Origin of the sequence: Acinetobacter pullicarnis, from assembly GCF_006352475.1 — a bacterium.
GTDB lineage: Bacteria > Pseudomonadota > Gammaproteobacteria > Pseudomonadales > Moraxellaceae > Acinetobacter > Acinetobacter pullicarnis.
On the sequence record NZ_VCMZ01000001.1, the window covers coordinates 3,132,715 to 3,154,836 of the forward strand.

Sequence of the window (22,122 nt, forward strand, 5' to 3'; positions counted from 1 at the left end):
TTAAGATTTTAGCTCTAACTTAAGCCACTTGGCCTTCTAAAAAGTCTTGTGCAAAGCGTTGTAACACACCACCCGCCTCATAAACATGCACTTCTTCTTCAGTGTCTAAACGACACGTCACTGCAACTTCAATGATTTCATTCTGACCTTTTGCAGTTGAGCGCTCAATCACCAAGGTCAAATCCGAACGTGGTGCAATATTGCCAATCACGCTATAGAGTTCAGTCCCATCAAGTTTTAAGGTATGACGGTCAACGCCGGCTTTAAACTCAAGTGGCAATACGCCCATACCGACTAAGTTGGTGCGGTGAATACGCTCAAAACCTTCAGCGACAATCGCTTCTACACCCGCCAAACGCACACCTTTAGCAGCCCAGTCACGGCTTGAACCTTGACCATAGTCCGCACCCGCAATGATGATCAGTGGCTGCTTGCGATTCATATAAATTTCAATCGCTTCCCACATACGCATCACTTCGCCTTCTGGCTCTACACGCGCTTTTGAACCTTGCTTCACGCTGCCGTCTGAGCGACGTACCATTTCATTGAACAGTTTCGGATTGGCCAAAGTTGCACGCTGTGCAGTCAAATGGTCACCACGGTGAGTTGCATAGGAGTTAAAGTCTTCTTCTGGCACACCCATTTTCGCCAAATACTCACCTGAAGCACTGTCTAATACAATGGCATTCGATGGTGATAAATGGTCCGTAGTAATGTTATCTGGCAGAATTGCAAGCGGACGCATATTGGTCAAAGTACGTGGTGCAGCCAACGCGCCTTCCCAGTATGGCGGACGACGAATATAAGTACTTTGCGGACGCCAATCGTACAATGGACTCGCAGATTTCTCTGCAACACCCAAGTCAAACATTGGAATATATACTTTGCGGAATTGTTCAGGTTTTACCGAAGTTTTTACCAAAGCATCAATTTCTTCATCTGATGGCCAGATGTCTTTTAAGTAAATTGGATTGCCATTTTGGTCGTTACCCAGTGGATCGTTTTCGATATCTAAACGAATGGTCCCTGCAATTGCATAGGCCACCACCAATGGCGGTGAAGCCAAGAATGCTTGTTTTGCATAAGGATGGATACGACCATCAAAGTTACGGTTACCCGAAAGTACTGCAGTGGCATACAAGTCGCGGTCAATAATTTCTTGTTGAATGACAGGATCTAATGCACCAGACATGCCGTTACAAGTGGTACACGCATAGGCCACAATACCAAAACCAAGTTGTTCTAAGTCTTTTAGTACACCCGCTTCTTCGAGATACAATGCCGCTGCTTTAGAACCCGGTGCAAAAGAAGATTTCACCCAAGGCTTACGCAGCAAACCCAACTCATTGGCTTTACGTGCCAATAAGCCCGCAGCCACAGTATTACGTGGGTTTGAGGTATTGGTACATGAAGTAATTGCAGCAATAATAATCGCGCCATCTGGCATCAAACCATCGGTACGGTTTTCAACAATACCCGCAATGCCTTTTTCTTTGAGATCGGATGTGGCAACCCGTGCATGCGGATTTGATGGACCCGCAATGGTACGAGTGACTTTAGACAAATCGAAACGGAGTACGCGTGGATAAACCGCTTGGGTCATATCGCTTGACCACAGCCCAATTTCTTTGGCGTAGGTTTCAACCAATTGAACTTGCTCAGCCTCACGACCGGTCAAGGTTAAATAATCAATAGTGTTTTGATCGATATAGAACATTGCCGCAGTTGCGCCATATTCAGGCGTCATATTGGAAATCGTGGCACGGTCGCCAACCGACATGCTGTCTGCGCCTTCACCGAAAAATTCGAGGTATGCACCCACCACGCGCTCTTTACGCAAGAATGCAGTCAACTCCAACACGATATCGGTTGCAGTAATGCCCGCTTGACGTTGACCAACCAACTCAACCCCAATGATGTCTGGAAGGCGCATCCAAGAGGCACGGCCAAGCATCACGTTCTCAGCTTCCAAACCACCCACGCCAATGGAAATCACCCCAAGTGAATCGGTATGTGGTGTATGTGAATCGGTACCAACACAGGTATCTGGGTAAGCCACGCCATCGCGGTTTTGTACCACAGGTGACATTTTTTCTAAGTTAATTTGATGCATGATGCCGTTCCCAGCAGGAATCACATCAACATTTTCAAATGCCGTTTTGGTCCATTCAATAAAATGGAAACGGTCTTCGTTACGACGGTCTTCCACAGCACGGTTTTTCGCAAATGCATCTGGATCAAAACCACCAAACTCCACTGCCAAAGAGTGATCGACGATCAACTGTGTCGGGACGACTGGGTTTACTTTTGAAGGATCACCACCTTGGTCCGCAATCGCATCACGTAAACCTGCCAAATCCACCAATGCGGTTTGACCGAGAATATCGTGACACACCACACGTGCAGGATACCAAGGAAAATCATGTTCTTGTTTAGATTGAATTAACTGGGTTAAGGATTGTTCTAATATTGCAGGATCACAACGACGTACCAATTGTTCTGCAAGGACTTTAGAGGTATACGGAAGTTTTTGATATGCGCCTGGCTGGATATCTTCAACGGCTTGACGCACGTCAAAATATTCGAGCTGGGTAGATTGCAATGGTTTACGATAATTCTGATTCATAGCCTACTTGCCCCTGGAGTCTTTTTTAACCACTTCATGTGGATGTCATTAGAATGGATCTGCTGGCATTGTACGCTGCGAAAAACCCATTTCCCAAATCCTTTATTTTTCATATAGTTACATATCAAAACAGGGGTTTTAGAAACAATTAGTTACATAACTCTTTGAATTTCTGTTCTTTCGGTGGTTTTTTTTGAAAAATAGTAGAAAATTAAACTCATTCTTTAGTCTTAGATTCGGCTTACTCGGTTCGTTTTACGAGACACAGCCTTAGCGATTTCTTTTGTGAATTCTTTTGCGAGTTCCTTTGCGAGTAATTATGACCAGTTTAGCGTTCACCTCTTTCAGCTTAAACGGTGCTGAAGCCCAAAAATTCCTACAAGGTCAAGTGACCATCAACGTCGAAAACCTCGATTTAAATATTACACGCTACACTGGTATTTGCAGCCTAAAAGGTCGTCTACAGTTTGGCTTGTGGTTAACAAAAATCACAGCAGAATCATTCGAGATTGTGGCCACCGCTGACCAAGCCGATGCTTTGGCGACACATATCAAAAAATATGGTGCTTTTTCAAAAATGAAACTAGAAGCAGGTACCACTGTTTTCCCTCGTATCAATGGGATACATACCGATTTTGCTGCAAGTGAAAGCGATATTGATGCTTGGCAATTACAGGCGATTGAAACGGGGCAAGCATGGATCACTGCTGAATCGGCTGAGGTCTTTCAACCACAAGAGTTACGCTTACATCAACGTGAAGGCGTGCACTACGATAAAGGCTGTTATTTAGGTCAGGAAGTTGTTGCAAGACTTTGGTTCAAAGCCAAACCCAAACAATGGCTACACTTGGTGCTTGGTGGCGGTGAAGTCCCTGCGCCAACCACCAAATTAGGCAACTCTATTCAAGTGGTAAATAGTATTGCCAGCGAAGGTGGTTTTAAAGCCTTAGTCGTGGCAAAACCTGAAGCGTTGGCTGAGTTTAGTTTAACGGTTCTAGACTTACCCGCAGCCTTAAATGGTGATGTCGCACGACCACAGTAAATACAATGGTGTAATATAAGTTTTAAGTAAAAAATTCTATATACATCATTACTTAGAACCATAAAAGACCGCTCTAATACTTAGAGCGGTCTTTTTAATTTTAAATTACTTAGAATGCAGTTGATTTGTATTTTAACTTTTCCTTGCCTATACTCTGCCCATCATGTGTTATCGCGGCTGCTGAACCCCGATCAACACTTGAGTTTTAGCAAATGGAAACAATCGATTATTTTATTCAACAACGTGGTCGAGCATGGCGACGTAAACAAAAATATTTATATCGTGGTCGCAATTGCGGCCACACACTCGATATATACAAGCCTGAAAAGAAATGGAAAAACCTCTATTCACGCTCGCTTAAACTTGCGCGGGCACGACAACTGAAAATTGAATACCCGCGCATTCCAAATCATCTTCGGAAATATCAGGCTGCTTACGATTATTGGACCTTATTAATTTGAATTTCTTATTTATCTGTAGTCGCAATCAATGGCGCAGTCCTACGGCAGAACGTACTTTTGCCGTAGGCTACGGCATTAACACTCGTTCTGCAGGTACCAGTAAACATGCAAAACACAGCTTATCTGCGCAAGACTTGGCTTGGGCAGATACTATTTTTGTGATGGAAGAAAAGCATCAACGCTGGATTAGAGAGAAATTTTCGAGACAACTTGGCAAACGAAAAATAATCGTTTTAGACATCCCAGATGAATATCAGTATATGGACCCAGAACTGGTCGAAATACTGCTCCAAAGCATGCAGCCTTATTTAGAATAATGCTGCTGAAGAATTAACCTTCCAGCAGCAAAGCGGTGCGGCTTCTGCTGGATACCAAGCCCCTCTCATTCAAAATAAACCACGAAAATATAAATACTTTCCGAATAACTCACTTTCGCATTACCATTGTTTCTCCACACAATAGTCAAAAGTACATTGCCAGCCCCATGAAACTCACTACTTGGCTTAAATTATTTGTCATTTGTCTCACGCTGTTGAGTCTGATCATCTGCATCAGCTTTTTTATCGGCATGAACAAAGATCCAAACAATGCAATTGACCGCCCAGAAAACAACACCCAAGGGACTTTAGGTACGATTTACAAGCAATATCAAGGTCAAATCTATGCCAGTGTGCCCAGCAATGGGGTGTATAAAGTGGATCAAGCTGATGCACAGAGCTTTAGATCTATTGCAGATGGTTTCCAAAACCGCCAGTTTGCAGTCGATAATAAACAGGTCTATTGTGGCAATCTCATTTTACCCAAACTTGATCCCGCACAAACCGTTTCACTGGGCAATGGCTATATTAGTGATGGAAAACATACTTTTTATTGTGCCAATATGAGTGAACCCAATCAGACACTAGGCAAAGGAACTCAACTGTATCAACAGCTTTTATATGCATGGGATCTTGCGGCTAAACCACAAACCTATATTTATCCTTCTTTTGAATTAGCGCCCAGTGCCCAGCCCTATCGCAGTATGCTGGAACGTGTCATTGCCAGTAATGGACAACAGACCTACTTTGCAGGGCAGTTAATGCCTCAAGCAAATCCAAATACCCTACGCGCTTTACCTAAACGTTATAACGATGGTGATGTTCGGGATAGTTATGTTTACTTTGCCGATGGCCAACATGTCTATTACCAACAGCATTTATTAGATTTACCAGATCAAAGCGATTTATATAGCATCACAGTCGATAATATTTCACAGCAGAATTACTTAATCGCACCCAAACAAGGGCTGGCCTATGTTGATCATCTGGCTTTCGATCCCCAACATGGGCCCTATCGATTAATTTCCACTCATGGTGCGCATGTTTTACATGGCTTATTTATCAGCCAAGCTGGGGTTTATTATTATGATACGCAAACGCAACGTATTCAGCGGGCGGGTGATAATCCCTTTGCCATTGGTCAATGGAATGAAATTGCCCCACTGATCTTTAGCAATGGTCAAGAGACTTTATATGTAGAAAGTTCGGAGCGTTGGGGCAGTAACAAAAATCCGGGCCTACAGTCGAGATCGACGCATATCTATCAATTGGATGAATCAAGCACAGGCCACTGGCAGAAAATCGCCACAGTGGATCATCGCTTTGGTGAGGTCTGGAAAAAAGGTGAAGTATTTTATTATTTTGATCAGCTCGGCCCAACCCAACTGATTCGGCAAACCCTCTATCGTATTGCAGATCCAACATTGGTTCAGCAATTAATCAGCTCAGAATATCATCCAAATGATATTCGTAAATTGATCAAATCAGAACAACTCGCCCCCGTTAAAAAACAAAAAATTCTCACAGCAACCTCTACTTATGCTGATGCTTCAATTGTGATTAAGGCTACGCTGATTATTTTTGCGGTGCTGTTACTGCTGTTTAAATTGCTACATAAATTTAAACTGCTTCCCCAAACGGCGACAGATAGCAAACCAGCAAAGTTTAGAAATCCGCTCAGAGCATCCAAGCAAAGGAATAAACCTTAATACAATAAAATCTAGTAAGCCAATGATATCTATCTATTAGTGGCTACATTTTAACGCTACTATTTTTACACCAAATTCGGCAATATAACGCCATGACTTAATAAGAGTATGAACATGAAAACCTGGCTTAGCTTACTTTCTTTTGGCTTACTGAGTATGAGCATGGCACATGCAGATATTCAAAAACTCCAACAAAATCTTAAAACCAACTTTCCGGATATGCCTGCAAAGTCAGTGAATAGCACCCCAGTAAAAGACATTTATGAAGTGTTTATGGGTGGCCGGATTGTTTATACCAATGACGAAGGTCGCTATTTCTTTGTAGGCAGTTTAATCGACCTGCCTGCACAAAAAAATCTAACCGAAGAACGCACACAAGTTTTGAGTGCAATCGATGTGAAGCAGTTACCACTCAAACAAGCAATTAAGCAGGTCAAAGGCAAAGGTGAGCGTGTCATTTATTTGTTTAGTGATCCAGACTGCCCGTATTGCCATAAGCTTGAAGCTGAATTGGCAAAAATCGACAATCTCACGATTTATTTATTTATGTTCCCACTCACCAGCTTACATCCAGAAGCCGAACGTATTTCACGTCAGGTTTGGTGCTCGAAAAAACCGTATCAAACATGGACAGATTATACTTTAAATAAAAAACAACCGACGGGTAAAGATAGCTGTACCAACCCAATTCAGGACAATATTGCACTTGCAGAGAAACTAGAGATTACCGGAACACCAACCCTGTTCTTACAAGATGGTAGCCGTATTCCCGGTGGTATGAGCGCGGAAGATCTTGAAAAACGTCTCGCAGAAATCAAAAAATAAATTGAGTCGCAATAACCCTATTGCCGATGCGCAGTAGCGAATATAAGAGAGCAAAAAAGGGGGCATTCATCTGCTCCCTTTTTTTAATCTTATTGTTGTCATACACATCGGTTCTTTAGACTTCTGACTCAAGCACTGCCACAAAAAATTAGCATACAAATACTCAAAATTAGCCTGCACAGAATGCTAAACAATTCATCGTCATGAAATCTTCAAATCTTATAGTTTGCGTTCAAAAAGATAAGGTTATTTCTCTATGTTTTGCATGACAAAAAAGATGCGCACACTGCTACTCAGCGTGGGCTTGGTCGCAACAAGTTTAGGTCTGGTCGCTTGCAATAAAGATGATGATGAAAGCCCAACCTCAGCACAAAGTATTTCATCGCTTCGTCTGATTGGTGACTACAACATTCTCAGTAAAACCATGTATAACGGTGTCGAATTTGGTGGAATATCGGGGCTAGATTTAGATACTGACGGCAAATACTGGGCCATTTCAGATGATCGTGGTGGAGAACGCGGTGCACCCCGTTTTTATCAACTGGCAATTGACCTAGATCAAGAGAAGATCAAAAAAGTCAGCATTCAAAATATGATCTATTTAAGAGATCAAAATAATATCTTGCTTCCATCTGACAAACGCACCGTCGATCCTGAATCAATCCGGGCTGCAGCCAACGGCAATTTATATATCTCAAGCGAAGGAAATTTTGCGGCAGGAAATGCTCTGAGCCAGCCGTTTGTTCGGGAATATCGCAAGGATGGTCATTTTGTGAAAGCTTTTGAAATACCAAAGGCTTTTGAATACGTCGACAACAAAACCACAGGTGGTCGTAGCAATAAGTTATTTGAAGCACTCACAGTGACAGCAAAAGGAAAAATCTTTACGGCAAATGAAGATGCGCTTATCCAAGATGGTCCACTCAGCTCATTAACCGCAGGCAGCGTAGTCCGTGTTATTCAGTTAGATCAAAACACCAATAAGCCACTGGCACAATATGCCTATCCAATTGAAAAAATTGCCAAAGCTGGCATTGCTGGCGGCTACCCTGAAGACAATGGCCTCTCAGAAATGCTCGCGATTTCAGAAAATGAGTTTATTGCAGTGGAGCGGGCTTTTGCTGATGGCGTAGGCAATACCATTCGCTTATATCGCACTACAATTGAAGATAAGACCACGGATGTCCAAAAAATGGATCGCTTGGTCAATGCCAAATATACCCCTATGAAAAAGCAGCTATTACTTGAATTACCACTGACTTATCAAAATATTAAACTGGACAATATCGAAGGGATCAGTTGGGGGCCAAAGCTCAAAAATGGCAACCGAAGTTTGATTTTAGTGGCAGACAATAACTTCTCAGAACAGCAAATCACGCAATTTATTGCCTTCGAAGTTCTGCCATAATTGTCTTGTAAGATTTAGATTTCAAGCTTTAGGTTTTTAAGAGATGCATTTTTAGTGCATTCAATACGCAAGAGCTGATGGGTATTCAACGCACTCATCCACGGTACTTGCGTATTTTTATGTCTTAATTTTCAGCAAATGGCTGAAATAACGCTTTTACATCATGTGGCTGGCAACGTAAATATTGCGGTGCAATTGCAATTTTAGTCTTCAAGGCTGCAGCGGCATGCCAAGGCCAACGAGGGTTGTACTGAAGTGCACGTGCGATAGCGATGGCATCGGCTTGGCCCTGTTGCAATACCGCTTCTGCCTGTTCCGCTTCGGTAATCAGCCCGACTGCAATCACCGGAATATCCACATGTGGCTTAATCGCTGCTGCAAATGGGACTTGATAATTCGGTCCAATCTCAATCTGTTGCTGCTCATCCAAGCCACCTGAAGAGACATGGATATAAGCCGCACCCAATTGCGCCAGCTGCTTCGATACTTCAATTGATTCTTCAACTGTCCAGCCACCGACTTTCCAGTCTTGTGCAGAAATACGGACGCCAACTGGAAATCCTGCAGGCAGATTTTTTTGCACAGCACGAAAAACATCCAAGATCAGACGCATTCGATTTTCTAAGCAACCACCATATTGATCCTGCCGCTGATTCGACAAGGGTGATAAGAACTGATGCAGTAAATATCCATGAGCACCATGCAGCTCAATCAATGCAAAACCAGCTGCAACCGCACGTACAGCGGCTTGAGCGAAATCTTCAATCACCGATTGGATCTCTGCAATACTCAAAGCATGTGGTGCTGCATCACCCGCATGAAAAGGCAATGCACTGGCGGACTCAACTTGCCAACCATGCGGCTCAGTTGCTGCAATTTGCTGTCGCCCTAACCACGGTTTTTCACTTGATGCTTTGCGCCCCGCATGTGCCAATTGCACTGCAAAAGGCATTGGAGAAAGCGTTTTAATTTGGGTGAGCAAGGCTTTAATCTGATCACGTTGAGTATCGTTCCAAAGGCCAAGATCAGCATAACTAATCCGCCCCTCTGGACTGACTGCGGTCGCCTCAACAATGCATAAGCCCGCACCAGAAAGCGCATAGCTTGCCCATTGCTGGCTGTGCCAAAAACTCAATTCACCTTGCTGGTTGGCTGAGTATTGGCACATGGGTGCAATCACGATTTTATTCTGTAGTGCTAAATCACCAAAATGAATCTGCTCAAACAATAATGCCATCCGTCTTCCCTCTTCTCGTCTGTATGCACATCCATCTATTTTAGCGATCAAGCACCTTAAACTGATCCTAATCGAGCTTAAAAATGCGTTTAGAAAATCACTTTTGAGCTAAATCCTAAGACCAAGGCATCATCAACTTGACTGGTTGCACCAGGATGGACGACATATTGAAGTACTGGGCGCAACATTAACCATTGTGTTGGAAAATAAGAATAATTCAACTCAATATTATATTCCGCACTTTGATCAAGTTGGGTTTTCCCTGTGCCCTGACGTACACTGTTCACATAATCACGATAGCGATTATTAACCCCAACACGGTTGACGGCAAGGCCAACAATATCGTTTGGCTGCCCATCAAACCAACCGATGTACTTTAAACCAAACTGTTGAGAGTCACTGACTTGCGTCGTGGTACGGTCATGAAAAGTAAAGTTACCAAAACTATGTAAGCCTTGACGTCCTGCACCCGTTGAAGTCAATTGCTGCTCAAAGGTCAGCCAGCCACCAACGGTATGGTCTTCCCCAACGGTTTTGGGAGCAAAACCCACATCATATTGATTTTCTGGCTTATCGGCCGTGTTATAGATCATTCCTGCGCGATAGCTGCCTGCTAAGTCAAACAAACCTTGCTTTGGCGACCATACCACTTCAACAGGGAAGGTGACTCCATCTGCATGCTTGGTATCAAAGTTCCAACCATGCTTTTCCAAAGCATTTTCAGGGTTATATTCATATACCCCAACTTGTGCAAAAAGCTCAGGTTGTATCTGATATTTAACCCGTGCGCCCCATTGGGAAACGGGTGTGTTCATCCAAATTTTGCCTTGCCATTTCCCCATTTGCGCTGCGCAAAATGCGGTACTTTGAAAGTCACAAGCCATCACATTAAAATCGGTGCCTATGCCCATACGACCCGCTTTAATGCTAACACCTTGTTGTTCAAACTTTTTCTCAATCGACAACTCACTTAAACGACTGTCAACATTACCACGCCCCCAATTGGCTTGAGCATTGGCAAACTGAGGAGCCATTGGATCCTGCACAGCATCTAAGGTGGTACTTTGCCCTTGACGTGCGGTAATGAGCGCACGAATCGTGGTGCCATTCCAACCTGCCAGTTGATTCATATCAAAGGTTGAACCCAACCAAAATTGGCTGGCATAGGTTGGAGCACGATGTGCGTCAAAACCACCATCCGCTAAATAGGCGATATCTAACGCAGCATTGGCGTCAAATTTAATGCCCTTTTCAGCCAATTCAGTCCGCTTACCATCCCAATCCCCAAACAAGTAAGTGCCTTTAGGGTCAAATGCATCTTGTGCATAGACATTGCCCTGTACCGCACTGATCAGCATGATGCTGCTTGAAAGTATTATTTTTTTCATAACAATCCTAGTTAAAAGCGTGCATTACACATTCATTGTGTAAAATTCAAAGGGTTCCTGTTTTGATTTCAAACATATGCTTTTGAATCAAAGCATTACATAGTAATACAAAAAATGAATATTGGTTCATTTTTATTCATAATTTTTTCACTCTGATTTTAAGTTAAAGAACCAAAGTAAGCGTATCTGCCGTGATGTGCTTTATTCACATGGTAAACTCACCTAGAATAGCGCGAGAATTCTCTTTTAATTTTTCCTTTCACCGCGTGTTTGAGTGATCTATGCCTGAATTACCTGAAGTTGAAACCACCAAAACCAGTTTACTGCCACTCATTCAGCAAGAAGTTCGTGCTGTTGAGGTGCGTGAATCACGTTTACGCTGGCCGATTCCCGCAGATATACAAAAACTACAGGGTCAGAAACTCCTTCAACTCAGCCGTCGTTCAAAGTATATTTTGGCTGAGTTTGAACAGGACAGTATGCTTTGGCACTTAGGAATGTCGGGGAGTTTTCGTCTATGCGAGCCATCTAGTGAACTTCGTAAACACGACCATCTCCGCATTGGTTTTGACGATATTGAATTGCGCTATCACGATCCAAGACGCTTTGGCTGCATCCTTTGGCTAACAGCGGAAAGCCGCATCAAATTGCTTGATACGCTCGGCCCTGAACCTTTGAGCGATGAGTTTAATGCTCACTATTTGGCAGAAAAGCTCAAATCGAAACAGGTCGGGATTAAGGTCGCCATTATGGACAATCATGTGGTGGTCGGGGTTGGCAACATCTATGCAACAGAATGCCTCTTCCAACTTGGCATACACCCTGCACAGCCTGCATCTAGTTTAACGCTAAAGCAAATTGAACAACTTGTTATTGAGATTAAACGTATTTTACAGCAAGCCATTTTATTGGGTGGTACAACCCTAAAAGACTATAGCAATGCCATGGGTGAAAATGGCTACTTCCAACAAACCCTATTGGCCTATGGTCGCGCAGGTGAAATGTGTATTAACTGCGAAACAACCTTGCTGAATATGAAGCTGGGTCAACGTGCAAGTGTTTACTGCCCACAATGCCAAGCCTTAAAGAAAACTGCGGTAACCACTTCGACTAAAATCAAAGGATCATCTCAATGAAAACTGCAATCGTCAGACATATATTAGTCAAAGACAAAGACTTGGCTGAACAGCTCAAACAAAAAATAAAATCAGGGTCGGACTTTGCTCAAATTGCCAAAGCTCACTCTACCTGTAACTCCGCACAAAGAGGTGGGGAACTCGGAGAAGTTAAAAAAGGCCAATTGGTGCCGGTGATTGATCGCTTGGTCTTTAGTGGTGCAGAACGTGTATTACACGGCCCTATTAAAAGTCAGTTTGGTTTTCATTTATTGGAAATTAAATTTCGTATGGAATTTTAAATCAATAAAGTAAAACCCCAATAGAAACACAGATTGAAAAAACGCTGCCCTCGGCAACGTTTTTTCAATACAAATACTTATGCTTGTGGACGTTTTTTCAATTCGTCACGAATCTCGCGCAGTAAGGCAATATCTTCTGGTGTTGCTGCTGGTGCTGCCGGCGCCTCTTCTTGTTTACGACGCATACGGTTAATCATTTTCACCATCAAGAACACCACCCAAGCCAAAATAATAAAATTCAGCAAGATAGTGAGAAAGTTACCGTAGGTTAAAACGTTTACACCGGCTTTGGTCAATAGATCAAGGGATTGTAGATTATCCGGATTTTCTCCCAATACGATAAACTTCTGTGAGAAATCAACGCCACCACCAGTAATCACTGAAATCAACGGCATGATGATATCTTTTACCAATGAATCTACAATTTTACCAAAAGCGCCACCAATGATTACCCCCACGGCCAAATCAATCATATTGCCTTTTACTGCAAACTCTTTAAATTCTTGAATAATACTCATATAAAGTCTCCAAACTCATCATGTCTATTTATAGGATGTAATTTACTTTAGTTGTTACCTATACAATCCCTGCTAATTTACTCGGTTTTTGTTTTTTTCCAATATTCTTTTGAATTTTTAATACAAAAAAACCGCAATCTCAGCAGAAATTGCGGTTTTTTAACCAATTGATTTAGAATTAAATCAATTACATGCCACGTGCAGCACGTTTACGGTCATTTTCAGTTAAGAATTTTTTACGAATACGAACTGATTTAGGTGTAACTTCAACAAGCTCATCATCTTCAATAAACTCAAGCGCTTGCTCAAGTGTAAATTTGATTGCTGGTGTTAAAGTTAATGCCTCATCCGTACCAGAAGCACGCATGTTAGTTAACTGTTTCGCTTTAGTCGGGTTAACTGACATGTCGTCTGAACGAGAGTTCATACCAACGATCATACCTTCATACACTTCAAGCTGTGGTTCTGCAAATAGACGACCACGGTCTTGTAAAGTGAATAGAGCAAATGCCAAGCAAGTTCCGTTAACCATAGAAACCAACACACCGTTCTGGCGTTTCGCTACAGCACCTTGTTTAGCAGGGCCATAATGCGAGAAGCTTGAAGTCATGATCCCAGTACCTGAAGTCATGGTCAAGAATTCTGAACGGAAGCCGATTAAGCCACGTGAAGGAACAGTTGCTTCAATACGGATACGGCCTTTGCCGTCAACTTCCATATTGGTCATTTCGCCTTTACGCGTACCCATTTGCTCCATAACCGAACCTTGATGTTGTTCTTCAACATCAAAAGTAACGTTTTCATATGGCTCTTCAGTTTTACCATCAACTTCTTTCATGATCACTTGCGGACGAGATACACCCATCTCAAAGCCTTCACGGCGCATGTTTTCAATCAATACAGATAGATGTAATTCACCACGACCTGATACTTTGAAACGGTCTGGGCTGTCAGTATCTTCAACACGTAATGCAACGTTATGAATTAACTCACGATCTAAACGCTCACGAATATTACGTGAAGTTACGAACTTACCTTCGCGGCCTGCGAATGGTGAGTTATTCACTTGGAACGTCATCGATACTGTTGGTTCATCTACAGACAATGGTGGTAAAGCTTCAACATTTTTCGGATCACAAATCGTGTCAGAAATGTTTAATGCATCCATACCTGTAATACATACGATATCACCAGCGCCAGCAGTATCAACATCGATACGCTCAAGACCGTGATAACCCATGATTTTTAAGATACGACCGTTACGGGTTTTACCTTCTTTATCAATTACAGTTACCGGTGTATTGGTTTTTACCGAACCACGTTGGATACGGCCAATCCCAATTACGCCAACGAAGCTGTTGTAATCAAGTGATGAAATTTGCATTTGGAATGGACCATCTGCATCAACTGCAGGTGGCTCAACGATATCAACAATCGTTTGATACAACGGTGTCATATCGGTCGCAAGTTCTTCTGGTGAAGGACCCGCAATCCCTTTTAAGCCTGAAGCATAAACAACTGGGAAGTCCAACTGTTCATCAGTTGCACCTAAGCTATCGAACAAGTCAAATACTTGGTCAATAACCCAATCTGGACGAGCGCTTGGCTTATCAACTTTGTTGATAATTACGATTGGTTTTAAACCGCGAGCAAATGCTTTCTGTGTCACAAAACGTGTTTGTGGCATTGGGCCTTCTTGCGAGTCAACCAATAACAATACACAGTCAACCATCGACATAACACGTTCCACTTCACCACCGAAGTCGGCGTGTCCTGGGGTGTCGACGATGTTAATACGGTATTCCGTATTGGTACGCTCATCTAACCAAGTGATGGCAGTATTTTTAGCCAAAATGGTAATACCACGTTCGCTCTCAATTGCACCTGAGTCCATAACGCGTTCAATTTCGCCTGCGCGATCACCGAGTGCACCAGATTGTTGTAGCAATTTATCGACAAGCGTCGTTTTACCATGGTCGACGTGCGCAATGATTGCAATATTACGCAAGTTCTTGATATTGTTCGTAGAATTTGAATCGGTCATAGAAATCTCAGCCAAATATTTACACAATTGAAAGGAAATCCTCAATTGTGCATTGGCGCATACAATTAAGTTGTGGCAGATTATACAGACTAGCGAAAATTCAATAAACTTTTTTTACAAAGCAATTTCATTGTCATACTTTCACAAAAAAAGAAGTCTTTGAACTTGATGAATTAGATTTAATCTTCGCAAAGGCTAAACAGCAGCTTACGCGCTTTGCTATATCGCCATTGGAGCAGTGATTGGATATGCCAAAAAATATCCTTACATCGTCACTTAAGCTCAAACAGCCTGTGTCTGGGGGTGGAAATTATAGCACAAATGGTCGCGCTATGACTAAAAAAAGCACCAGTCAAGCAGATAAAAGATCGTTTTTTTTAAAATCTAAGCGCATGATCACGCTAAATCGCAGTGAATTTCCCTAAAACTAGCTGATCTCAACCCACGCTCTCTGTAACACTTCGGTCTGCTCAGCCGTATCCGCAGCCCACTCAAGATGCTGAGGCCTATGTTGGATAACACTAAAACTCAGCATTTAAATCGAGTACCAAAATTAAATATTGTGTTTAAACCACTAAATCTCTTCCAAAACCAAACCAGCTCGTAAACCTAATTTTACTTTTGCATTTGGAAATAGAATAAATACTTGTGGTTGACTCACGATATAGCGCTGCCCTTCTACGGTATGTTGTTCAAAACCATGACGTTCATGGGGATGTAATACAATCTGTGCTTGCAAATGAGCATCATGCTCAGAAATCGCCTGTGTGGCAATAATTTGATCTTGTTCAAATACAGAAAAATTTGCGGCATCATCTGCTAGGTTTAATTGAAAATTTTCCGCCTGCTTAATAATAGAGTCGATCACTTTAAATTGACGAATACGAATCTTGTCTCGCTCAGGCAATGCCTGCTCACTCACCACCGCTCTTAATACCTGATCAATGTGACTAAATTGAGTTAAGTCATTTTGTCCAAAGGCTTTGGCCTGTCCAAGCTCCAACGTTACACTCGCCACTTGAAAGTTAAAACTACTAAAATGGGTAAAAGTTCTGCCCGCTGCATTGTGATAGACAATCGCATCTAAGGCTGCTGCTTCTAAGCACTGCAACACATATTGATCATAAGCATGGGTTTGATAAGGAAAGAGCGCAAATGTCGGTAACAATGAAGCGCGAATTGCAGTGTGTAAATCGAAATGGTAAGGTTTTGCATGTCGTGGACTTTTAATGAAAAAATCAGTCAACAATTGTTCTAATAACGCGGCACGACGTGTTTCCACTGCTGGCTCAAGTTGCTGATAGGCACCGCAAAACATTCGGTTCATATCATTTTCAAGATAACGAGTACCAGCACGAATCGCAGCTGGATTACCCAATATGCAAAGCAATCGAACCGCCAAACGAAGCCGTCCATGCAATAGGTCTTGGCAAAGCTGTGACAATATTTCAATGGGCGCAGTTTCATTGCCATGCACCCCTGCTGAAATAACGACACTTTTTTCATAATGCTGCTTGGGGGTCAATTCCAACACCCCCTCAGCAAGCCACGTCCAACTTAAATCCTCTGTTTGTCCCTGCTGCGTTAAACACACCTGTTGTTTTAACAGCAAATCTAAAAAATCAATCATGGCCTTTACATACTCCTTGACTATTTTTAACGACTTTTAACTACCGTTGAAAGTCGTAAACTGAGCCTAAACCAAGAATTTGGGTTAACTCATCCAAAGCCTGACGACTTTGTTGCAATAACACAGGATCGGCTAAGTCCGTTTGACTCAAACGATCTCGATAATGCTGATCCACCCACAGATTGAGTCGATCAAATAACACATCATTCATTAATACTTTGGGATTAATCGCATCTAATTCCGCCTGATTAACCGCAACCCGCAATCTTAAACAAGCAGGCCCACCGCCATTGCGCATACTCTCACGTAAATCAAACACTTTAATGGCATCTATTGGCGTTCCCATTCGAATCATTTCATTCAGATAACCCCAAACCGCTGGGTTCTGACGGGATTCTTCAGGCACAACAATGCTCATCCCACCATCTGCACGAGTCAAAATCTGACTGTTAAATAAATACGTAGCCACTGCATCGGCAACAGACACCTGTGCTGCAGGTACTTCAATGGCAACCAACTCATGTCCCAAATGCGCCATTTTGCTCCTGATCTCAGCCAAAGCCTGACGTTGATTTAAAAAAGCATGTTGATGATGAAACAGTACTTGCTGATTACTGACTGCAATCACATCATTGTGAAATACCCCTTGGTCAATCACATCGGGATGTTGCTGTACAAAAACAGTTTTGTTGGGATCCAATTGATGTAAACGCGCAACAGCTTCACTCGCCTCGCGTGATTGACGTGCGGGATAGTGCTTCGGACCAGGTTGGCCACCTAAGTATTGCTGCCCATAAACAAAGACTTGCACACTAGCGCTGTCATAATCCCCGCCTAAGCGGTTGTGATTGGCAGCCCCCTCATCCCCCAATAAGCTGACGCCAGGCAAGGCCGCGTGGTGTACAAAGTGGCGTTCATCGGCAAACATTGCCGCCAGAATTTGACTGGTCGTCGGATGTTCAATAGAACGGTGAAACTTATTATTAAGATTTGCAGCCGTAAAATGTACGCGACCATCCGCACTGTCTGCTGAAGGAGAAACCGTGGCTGCATTTGCCGTCCACATACTTGAGGCAGAGCTCAGCGCAGACAGTAATTCGGGTGCACGATTCAGCGCAGTCTCAATCACCTGATGATCTGTTCCAGCAAAACCCAATGCTCTTAAACTCGCGATATGCGGTCGTTCTTGTGGTGCAAAAACCCCTTGTTTTAAGCCCAAGTCTGCCAAGGCTTTCATTTTAAGTAAGCCTTGTTTGGCAGCCAGTTTGGGATTGGACAATTGCTTACTGTGTTTGGTCGAGGCTTCATTACCAAAAGACAGCCCTGCATAATGATGGGTTGGCCCAACTAAACCATCAAAATTAACTTCATAACCTGACATTTTGTTCTCCATAACAGCCGACTACAGCACAATGCCGGGGGATCGTTTTTCAGCCAAATTGAGTTGCTCACGTTCGAGTGATGCCATTGGCCATGCACAATAATCGGCCGCATAAAATGCACTGGCACGATGATTCCCTGAAGCCCCCACCCCACCAAAAGGTGCAGCACTTGATGCCCCAGTCAATGGTTTATTCCAATTTACAATCCCAGCACGCGCTTCAAGCAAAAGCCGCTCAAACAACGCACGATCTGTTGAAACCAAGCCAAGTGCCAAGCCAAAGCGGGTCGCATTGGCCAAACGCAGTGCCTCATCAAAATCGTCATAACGATAAATCATCGTGAGCGGTCCAAAATACTCTTCGTCTGGCACATCAGTGACATCCGTCAGCTCTAAAATACCTGGTCGTAACAAACTACTGTTATCGCGTAAGGCTTTAAGCTCCAATAAGACATTTGCTCCCAGCTCAATCAAACGCTGCTGCGCAGCAAGCATTTGATTGGCTGCATGCACTGAAATCACGCCACCTATAAACGGCTGTGGTTCTGCATCCCATTCCCCAATCAACAACTGCTGCGTGGCTTGTAGCAATCGCTGAACAAAGGCATCTCCTGCAGCTCCTCGCTTAATAATTAAACGACGCGCACAGGTGCAACGCTGACCAGCTGAAATAAAGGCCGACTGTAGGGTTAGATTCACCACCGCATCGAGATCCGTAATTTCATCAATAATTAAGGCATTATTACCGCCCATTTCCAGAGCCAAAATCTTCTCAGGATGACCTGCCAATTGACGATGCAATACCCCACCAGTTTCGGCACTCCCTGTAAATAGAACGCCATCAATCTGCGCAGTCTGTATCAGGGCTTCGCCTGTTTGCCGTCCACCTTGTAGTAAATTCAGCACCCCCGCAGGCAAACCTGCTTGATGCCACAGCTTCACCGTTTCCTCTGCCGTCCATGGTGTCAGTTCACTCGGTTTAAACAGCACACTATTACCTGCAATCAGTGCAGGTACAATATGCCCATTGGGCAAATGTCCCGGAAAATTATAGGGACCAAAGACCGCCAACACGCCATGTGGCCGATGTCTTAACGTAGCTACACCATCAGCGAAAGCCGTTGTGGTTTCGCCTGTACGCTGCTGATATGCACCTATTGAAATTGCCACTTTTCCAATCATGGCTTGCACTTCGGTTAAGGTTTCCCAAAGCGGCTTACTGGTTTCTTGGCTAATCACTTGCGCCAAATGGGTTTTATGCTGTTCCAATAACGAAGCAAAAGCTTCAACCACGGCAATGCGCTCAGCCAAAGGTCGACGCGCCCAAAGTACAAAGGCTTGACGTGCAGCCAGCCCCGCCTGCTCAACATCGTGACTATCCGCGGCATGACCACGCCAAATTGGCTGCTGATTGACTGGATTTGACTTGATCCATTGATCCCCTCGCCCCTGAACCCAAGTGCCATCAATATATAAATATCCTTGTGACATGCTGCCTTACTCCGTACTATTTAATGGCAAAATACGAACTTTACTGCCCGCATTGACCTGAAGTTGCTGTGCTTGTTCAAGCGTTAACTCGATGCTGTTTGCGTCAACGTGATGATTGATCAGAATGACGCGGAACTGTTCATAATCCTCATTTGCCACCAAACAACTTTCTGGCAGTCGTCCTATCGAAGCTGGGCTTTTTTCAGTGAGTTTGTCCAGATTGGTATTGTCCTGAACTCTGCATGGTTGATTAACAGATTCTTGATCGATATCTTCTTGACCCAAAATACGCACTCGACAAATTCGGCTTTCTTTCACCGCACGCAGGTTTTTCACCTCGGCTTCAAGCGTTGGCCCGCCATCAAAGATATCGACATATCCCTGATACTGTAGCCCTTCATTTTCAAGCACATGAAATGCAGGCTTGGTCTGTGGATGAACTTGACCCACCACTTGCTGCGCACGTTCAGGCAATAAATCGATATACACAGGAAAACGCGGCATCAACTCTGCAATAAAGACTTTCTGGCCGATACCACTTAAATAGTCGGCTGTGGAAAAATCCATATCAAAGAAGTAATGCCCCAGAGCATCCCAAAAGGGTGAGCGTCCATCTTCATCGGAAAAACCACGCATTTCTGCAATAATCTTGGCTTCAAAATGCTCTTGAAAAGCAGCAATAAATAAAAACCGAACTTTGGATAAAAACTTACCGTTTTGATTTTCACGAAAATCAGGGTCTAGAAATAACGTACACAGTTCACTACAGCCAGTATGGTCATTGCTCAAAAATAGAGTATTCAGTGTTTTATAAACGGTTAAGGCTTGCGAAGCATGTACTTGCCGCCCCACATGATAATTATAAAAAGGCTCACTCAGCCCAACCGCTACTTCTAAACCACTCATCCCGACCACACGGTTATGTTCGGTATCTTCCAATACAAATAAATAACCACGCTCGCCCTTACTCAATCGACCTGCAAGGGTGTTCTGTGTTCGTGCAATTCGGGCAGCGAGAATTTCTTTATTTTGCGGCAGTGAAGTCATCCCAACTCCTGACTTCGCTGCCAAGATATAGATGTCGTCAATGTCTCGATGTTCTGCATGTCGAATGATCATCATGATGAGCGACCTATGCCTGTGCTAAGAAGTGCGCACAAGCACGACTAAAGCGTTGCAAACCTTCTTCAATATCATGCTCGGGAATAATCAGCGATGGGGTAAAACGCAGTACATTCGGTCCAGCGATCAGCACCAAGACACCGGCTTCAGCAGCAAGTTCAGCCAGTGCTTTAGCCCGACCTGCATATGCTGGCTTTAATACAATCCCCAAAAGTAAACCTTGGCCACGAATATGATCAAATATAGGATAGCTCGCATTGATCTGCTTTAAGCGCTCGACAAAATAGTGATAGCGCAGTGTCACGCCAGCTAAAACTTTCTCGTCATTAATAAAATCGAAAACTGCTGCAGCGACGGCACTGGCTAAGGGATTGCCCCCATATGTTGTTCCATGATCACCCACACAAAAGTGCGCAGCAAAACGATCCGTGGTGAGCATTGCACCGACTGGAAAACCAGCCCCCAAGGCTTTGGCTGTGGTCAAAATATCTGGTGTAACGCCCGTATTCATATAGGCATAAAGTGCGCCTGTACGCCCTATACCCGTTTGTATTTCATCAAAAATCAGCACTGCCCCAGTTTCATCACAACGTTGACGTAAGGCTTGAAGAAACGCTGGGTTAGCAGGAATCACCCCACCCTCGCCTTGAATCGGCTCCACAATCACCGCACAGGTATGTTCATCAATCGCAGCCTGTGCCGCTTCAATATTATTGAACGCAAGATGTTCAATGCCCTGTGGCAACGGTGCAAAGTCTTGCGAGTATTTCGGTTGTCCGCCTGCCGCCACCGTGAATAAGGTTCGACCATGAAATGCATTTTTAAAGGCGATAATTTTATTTTTTTGTCCACTGGGATGGCTGAGCCCCACTTTACGTGCCAACTTGAGTGCAGCTTCATTGGCCTCTGCACCAGAATTACAGAAAAATGCTTTATCTGCAAAGGTATGTTGTATAAGGCGTTTCGCTAAATTGAGGACAGGCTCATTGGTATAACCATTCCCCAGATGCCAGAGCTTTTGTGCTTGCTCAGTCAGGGCTGTCACAGCCACTGGATGCGCATGCCCCAGTGCATTAACAGCAATCCCCCCTGCAAAATCGATATATTCTTTTTCCGCTTGATCCCAAAGCCGCGAACCTTCACCACGAACCAAAATAAAATTTGCAGGTGCGTAAACAGGGATCATCCAATCATTAAAGTTTTGACGTGTTGGTATTTGCTGATGCATTGTGATCCTCACTGAATGCTGACGTTATTTTGTCAATCTATTTGAATTCGTCATCGGTATCGTTTTGTTCTTTGGTGTATCCACTTTTTAAAATTTTTGCAGCAATAAAGTGTTCAATCTGCAACAAAAAAACAGTGCCTCTAAACAAGTCGCCATCGGGATAACGATATAAAAGCAAATAGATCGCTTGCTAAAAGGTCCATCGCTTGGATGAAATCAACCTATTTTGTATCGCACAGCCCCAACCAATCCTCATGTAATCCTGTGCAAGCATTTAC

18 protein-coding genes are annotated in these 22,122 nt (G+C 43.5%); 8 read left to right on the top strand and 10 right to left on the bottom strand.

Features of this window, described 5'->3' with window-relative positions; genetic code table 11:
* Positions 1-19: 19 nt before the first annotated feature.
* On the bottom strand, positions 20-2,626 hold the full coding sequence (acnD, locus tag FD716_RS13925; RefSeq protein WP_139852891.1) for a Fe/S-dependent 2-methylisocitrate dehydratase AcnD: 2,607 nt from the start codon (positions 2,624-2,626) through the stop codon (positions 20-22).
* A gap of 319 nt (positions 2,627-2,945) precedes the next feature.
* On the opposite strand from acnD, the gene ygfZ reads away from it, so the two are divergent.
* The 6 genes from ygfZ (at position 2,946) to FD716_RS13955 (ending at position 8,388) form a co-directional block, all read left to right on the top strand.
* Positions 2,946-3,668, top strand: a complete 723-nt coding sequence (ygfZ, locus tag FD716_RS13930) for a CAF17-like 4Fe-4S cluster assembly/insertion protein YgfZ (protein WP_139852892.1) — start codon at positions 2,946-2,948, stop codon at positions 3,666-3,668.
* A 212-nt stretch (positions 3,669-3,880) separates the two neighbouring features.
* Complete coding sequence (locus FD716_RS13935) at positions 3,881-4,129, top strand: hypothetical protein (protein WP_407641899.1); 249 nt, start codon at positions 3,881-3,883, stop codon at positions 4,127-4,129.
* Positions 4,126-4,446: a low molecular weight protein tyrosine phosphatase family protein gene (locus FD716_RS13940; RefSeq protein WP_139852893.1), complete on the top strand. Its 321-nt coding sequence runs from the start codon at positions 4,126-4,128 to the stop codon at positions 4,444-4,446. Before FD716_RS13935 ends, FD716_RS13940 begins: the two co-directional genes overlap by 4 nt.
* A gap of 167 nt (positions 4,447-4,613) precedes the next feature.
* Entirely contained in the window at positions 4,614-6,155 is a 1,542-nt protein-coding gene (locus FD716_RS13945) for a DKNYY domain-containing protein (protein WP_139852894.1), read from the top strand.
* A gap of 114 nt (positions 6,156-6,269) precedes the next feature.
* On the top strand, positions 6,270-6,980 hold the full coding sequence (locus FD716_RS13950; protein WP_139852895.1) for a DsbC family protein: 711 nt from the start codon (positions 6,270-6,272) through the stop codon (positions 6,978-6,980).
* A gap of 277 nt (positions 6,981-7,257) precedes the next feature.
* A complete protein-coding gene (locus FD716_RS13955) occupies positions 7,258-8,388 on the top strand; it encodes an esterase-like activity of phytase family protein (protein WP_228714954.1) in 1,131 nt (376 codons plus the stop codon).
* Between the two features lie 124 nt (positions 8,389-8,512).
* Here the strand turns inward: FD716_RS13955 and FD716_RS13960 are convergent, their stop codons facing one another.
* Together FD716_RS13960 and FD716_RS13965 are read right to left on the bottom strand one after the other, a co-directional pair.
* The gene (locus FD716_RS13960) at positions 8,513-9,625 is read right to left on the bottom strand and encodes an NADH:flavin oxidoreductase/NADH oxidase (protein ID WP_139852897.1); all 1,113 of its coding nucleotides are present in this window, start codon (positions 9,623-9,625) and stop codon (positions 8,513-8,515) included.
* A gap of 89 nt (positions 9,626-9,714) precedes the next feature.
* Complete coding sequence (locus tag FD716_RS13965; RefSeq protein WP_139852898.1) at positions 9,715-11,013, bottom strand: carbohydrate porin; 1,299 nt, start codon at positions 11,011-11,013, stop codon at positions 9,715-9,717.
* Between the two features lie 281 nt (positions 11,014-11,294).
* Between FD716_RS13965 and mutM the strand changes: the two genes are divergently transcribed.
* Together mutM and FD716_RS13975 are read left to right on the top strand one after the other, a co-directional pair.
* Positions 11,295-12,149: a bifunctional DNA-formamidopyrimidine glycosylase/DNA-(apurinic or apyrimidinic site) lyase gene (mutM, locus tag FD716_RS13970; RefSeq protein WP_139852899.1), complete on the top strand. Its 855-nt coding sequence runs from the start codon at positions 11,295-11,297 to the stop codon at positions 12,147-12,149.
* Complete coding sequence (locus FD716_RS13975) at positions 12,146-12,430, top strand: peptidylprolyl isomerase (RefSeq protein ID WP_139852900.1); 285 nt, start codon at positions 12,146-12,148, stop codon at positions 12,428-12,430. Before mutM ends, FD716_RS13975 begins: the two co-directional genes overlap by 4 nt.
* A gap of 77 nt (positions 12,431-12,507) precedes the next feature.
* On the opposite strand, the gene mscL is transcribed toward FD716_RS13975, so the two are convergent.
* The 7 genes from mscL to FD716_RS14010 form a co-directional block, all read right to left on the bottom strand.
* A complete protein-coding gene (gene mscL, locus FD716_RS13980) occupies positions 12,508-12,948 on the bottom strand; it encodes a large conductance mechanosensitive channel protein MscL (RefSeq protein ID WP_139852901.1) in 441 nt (146 codons plus the stop codon).
* A 187-nt stretch (positions 12,949-13,135) separates the two neighbouring features.
* On the bottom strand, positions 13,136-14,992 hold the full coding sequence (gene typA / locus FD716_RS13985; RefSeq protein WP_139852902.1) for a translational GTPase TypA: 1,857 nt from the start codon (positions 14,990-14,992) through the stop codon (positions 13,136-13,138).
* 574 nt (positions 14,993-15,566) lie between these two features.
* Positions 15,567-16,622, bottom strand: a complete 1,056-nt coding sequence (gene astE, locus FD716_RS13990) for a succinylglutamate desuccinylase (RefSeq protein WP_139852903.1) — start codon at positions 16,620-16,622, stop codon at positions 15,567-15,569.
* Between the two features lie 40 nt (positions 16,623-16,662).
* The gene (gene astB / locus FD716_RS13995; protein ID WP_139852904.1) at positions 16,663-18,003 is read right to left on the bottom strand and encodes an N-succinylarginine dihydrolase; all 1,341 of its coding nucleotides are present in this window, start codon (positions 18,001-18,003) and stop codon (positions 16,663-16,665) included.
* Between the two features lie 21 nt (positions 18,004-18,024).
* The gene (gene astD, locus FD716_RS14000) at positions 18,025-19,494 is read right to left on the bottom strand and encodes a succinylglutamate-semialdehyde dehydrogenase (RefSeq protein WP_139852905.1); all 1,470 of its coding nucleotides are present in this window, start codon (positions 19,492-19,494) and stop codon (positions 18,025-18,027) included.
* A gap of 6 nt (positions 19,495-19,500) precedes the next feature.
* Entirely contained in the window at positions 19,501-20,616 is a 1,116-nt protein-coding gene (gene astA / locus FD716_RS14005) for an arginine N-succinyltransferase (RefSeq protein WP_139852906.1), read from the bottom strand.
* A 10-nt stretch (positions 20,617-20,626) separates the two neighbouring features.
* Positions 20,627-21,844 (bottom strand): bifunctional succinylornithine transaminase/acetylornithine transaminase, encoded by a 1,218-nt coding sequence (locus tag FD716_RS14010; RefSeq protein WP_139852907.1) that lies wholly within the window; start codon positions 21,842-21,844, stop codon positions 20,627-20,629.
* Between the last annotated feature and the right edge of the window lie 278 nt (positions 21,845-22,122).

What these genes read in the sequence shown, in the direction of transcription:
- acnD (WP_139852891.1), bottom strand. Translation starts at nt 2,626, where the DNA reads ATGAATCAGAATTATCGTAAACCATTGCAATCTACCCAGCTCGAATAT.
- ygfZ (WP_139852892.1), top strand. Translation starts at nt 2,946, where the DNA reads ATGACCAGTTTAGCGTTCACCTCTTTCAGCTTAAACGGTGCTGAAGCC.
- FD716_RS13935 (WP_407641899.1), top strand. Translation starts at nt 3,881, where the DNA reads ATGGAAACAATCGATTATTTTATTCAACAACGTGGTCGAGCATGGCGA.
- FD716_RS13945 (WP_139852894.1), top strand. Translation starts at nt 4,614, where the DNA reads ATGAAACTCACTACTTGGCTTAAATTATTTGTCATTTGTCTCACGCTG.
- FD716_RS13950 (WP_139852895.1), top strand. Translation starts at nt 6,270, where the DNA reads ATGAAAACCTGGCTTAGCTTACTTTCTTTTGGCTTACTGAGTATGAGC.
- FD716_RS13955 (WP_228714954.1), top strand. Translation starts at nt 7,258, where the DNA reads ATGCGCACACTGCTACTCAGCGTGGGCTTGGTCGCAACAAGTTTAGGT.
- FD716_RS13960 (WP_139852897.1), bottom strand. Translation starts at nt 9,625, where the DNA reads ATGGCATTATTGTTTGAGCAGATTCATTTTGGTGATTTAGCACTACAG.
- FD716_RS13965 (WP_139852898.1), bottom strand. Translation starts at nt 11,013, where the DNA reads ATGAAAAAAATAATACTTTCAAGCAGCATCATGCTGATCAGTGCGGTA.
- mutM (WP_139852899.1), top strand. Translation starts at nt 11,295, where the DNA reads ATGCCTGAATTACCTGAAGTTGAAACCACCAAAACCAGTTTACTGCCA.
- FD716_RS13975 (WP_139852900.1), top strand. Translation starts at nt 12,146, where the DNA reads ATGAAAACTGCAATCGTCAGACATATATTAGTCAAAGACAAAGACTTG.
- mscL (WP_139852901.1), bottom strand. Translation starts at nt 12,948, where the DNA reads ATGAGTATTATTCAAGAATTTAAAGAGTTTGCAGTAAAAGGCAATATG.
- typA (WP_139852902.1), bottom strand. Translation starts at nt 14,992, where the DNA reads ATGACCGATTCAAATTCTACGAACAATATCAAGAACTTGCGTAATATT.
- astE (WP_139852903.1), bottom strand. Translation starts at nt 16,622, where the DNA reads ATGATTGATTTTTTAGATTTGCTGTTAAAACAACAGGTGTGTTTAACG.
- astB (WP_139852904.1), bottom strand. Translation starts at nt 18,003, where the DNA reads ATGTCAGGTTATGAAGTTAATTTTGATGGTTTAGTTGGGCCAACCCAT.
- astD (WP_139852905.1), bottom strand. Translation starts at nt 19,494, where the DNA reads ATGTCACAAGGATATTTATATATTGATGGCACTTGGGTTCAGGGGCGA.
- astA (WP_139852906.1), bottom strand. Translation starts at nt 20,616, where the DNA reads ATGATGATCATTCGACATGCAGAACATCGAGACATTGACGACATCTAT.
- FD716_RS14010 (WP_139852907.1), bottom strand. Translation starts at nt 21,844, where the DNA reads ATGCATCAGCAAATACCAACACGTCAAAACTTTAATGATTGGATGATC.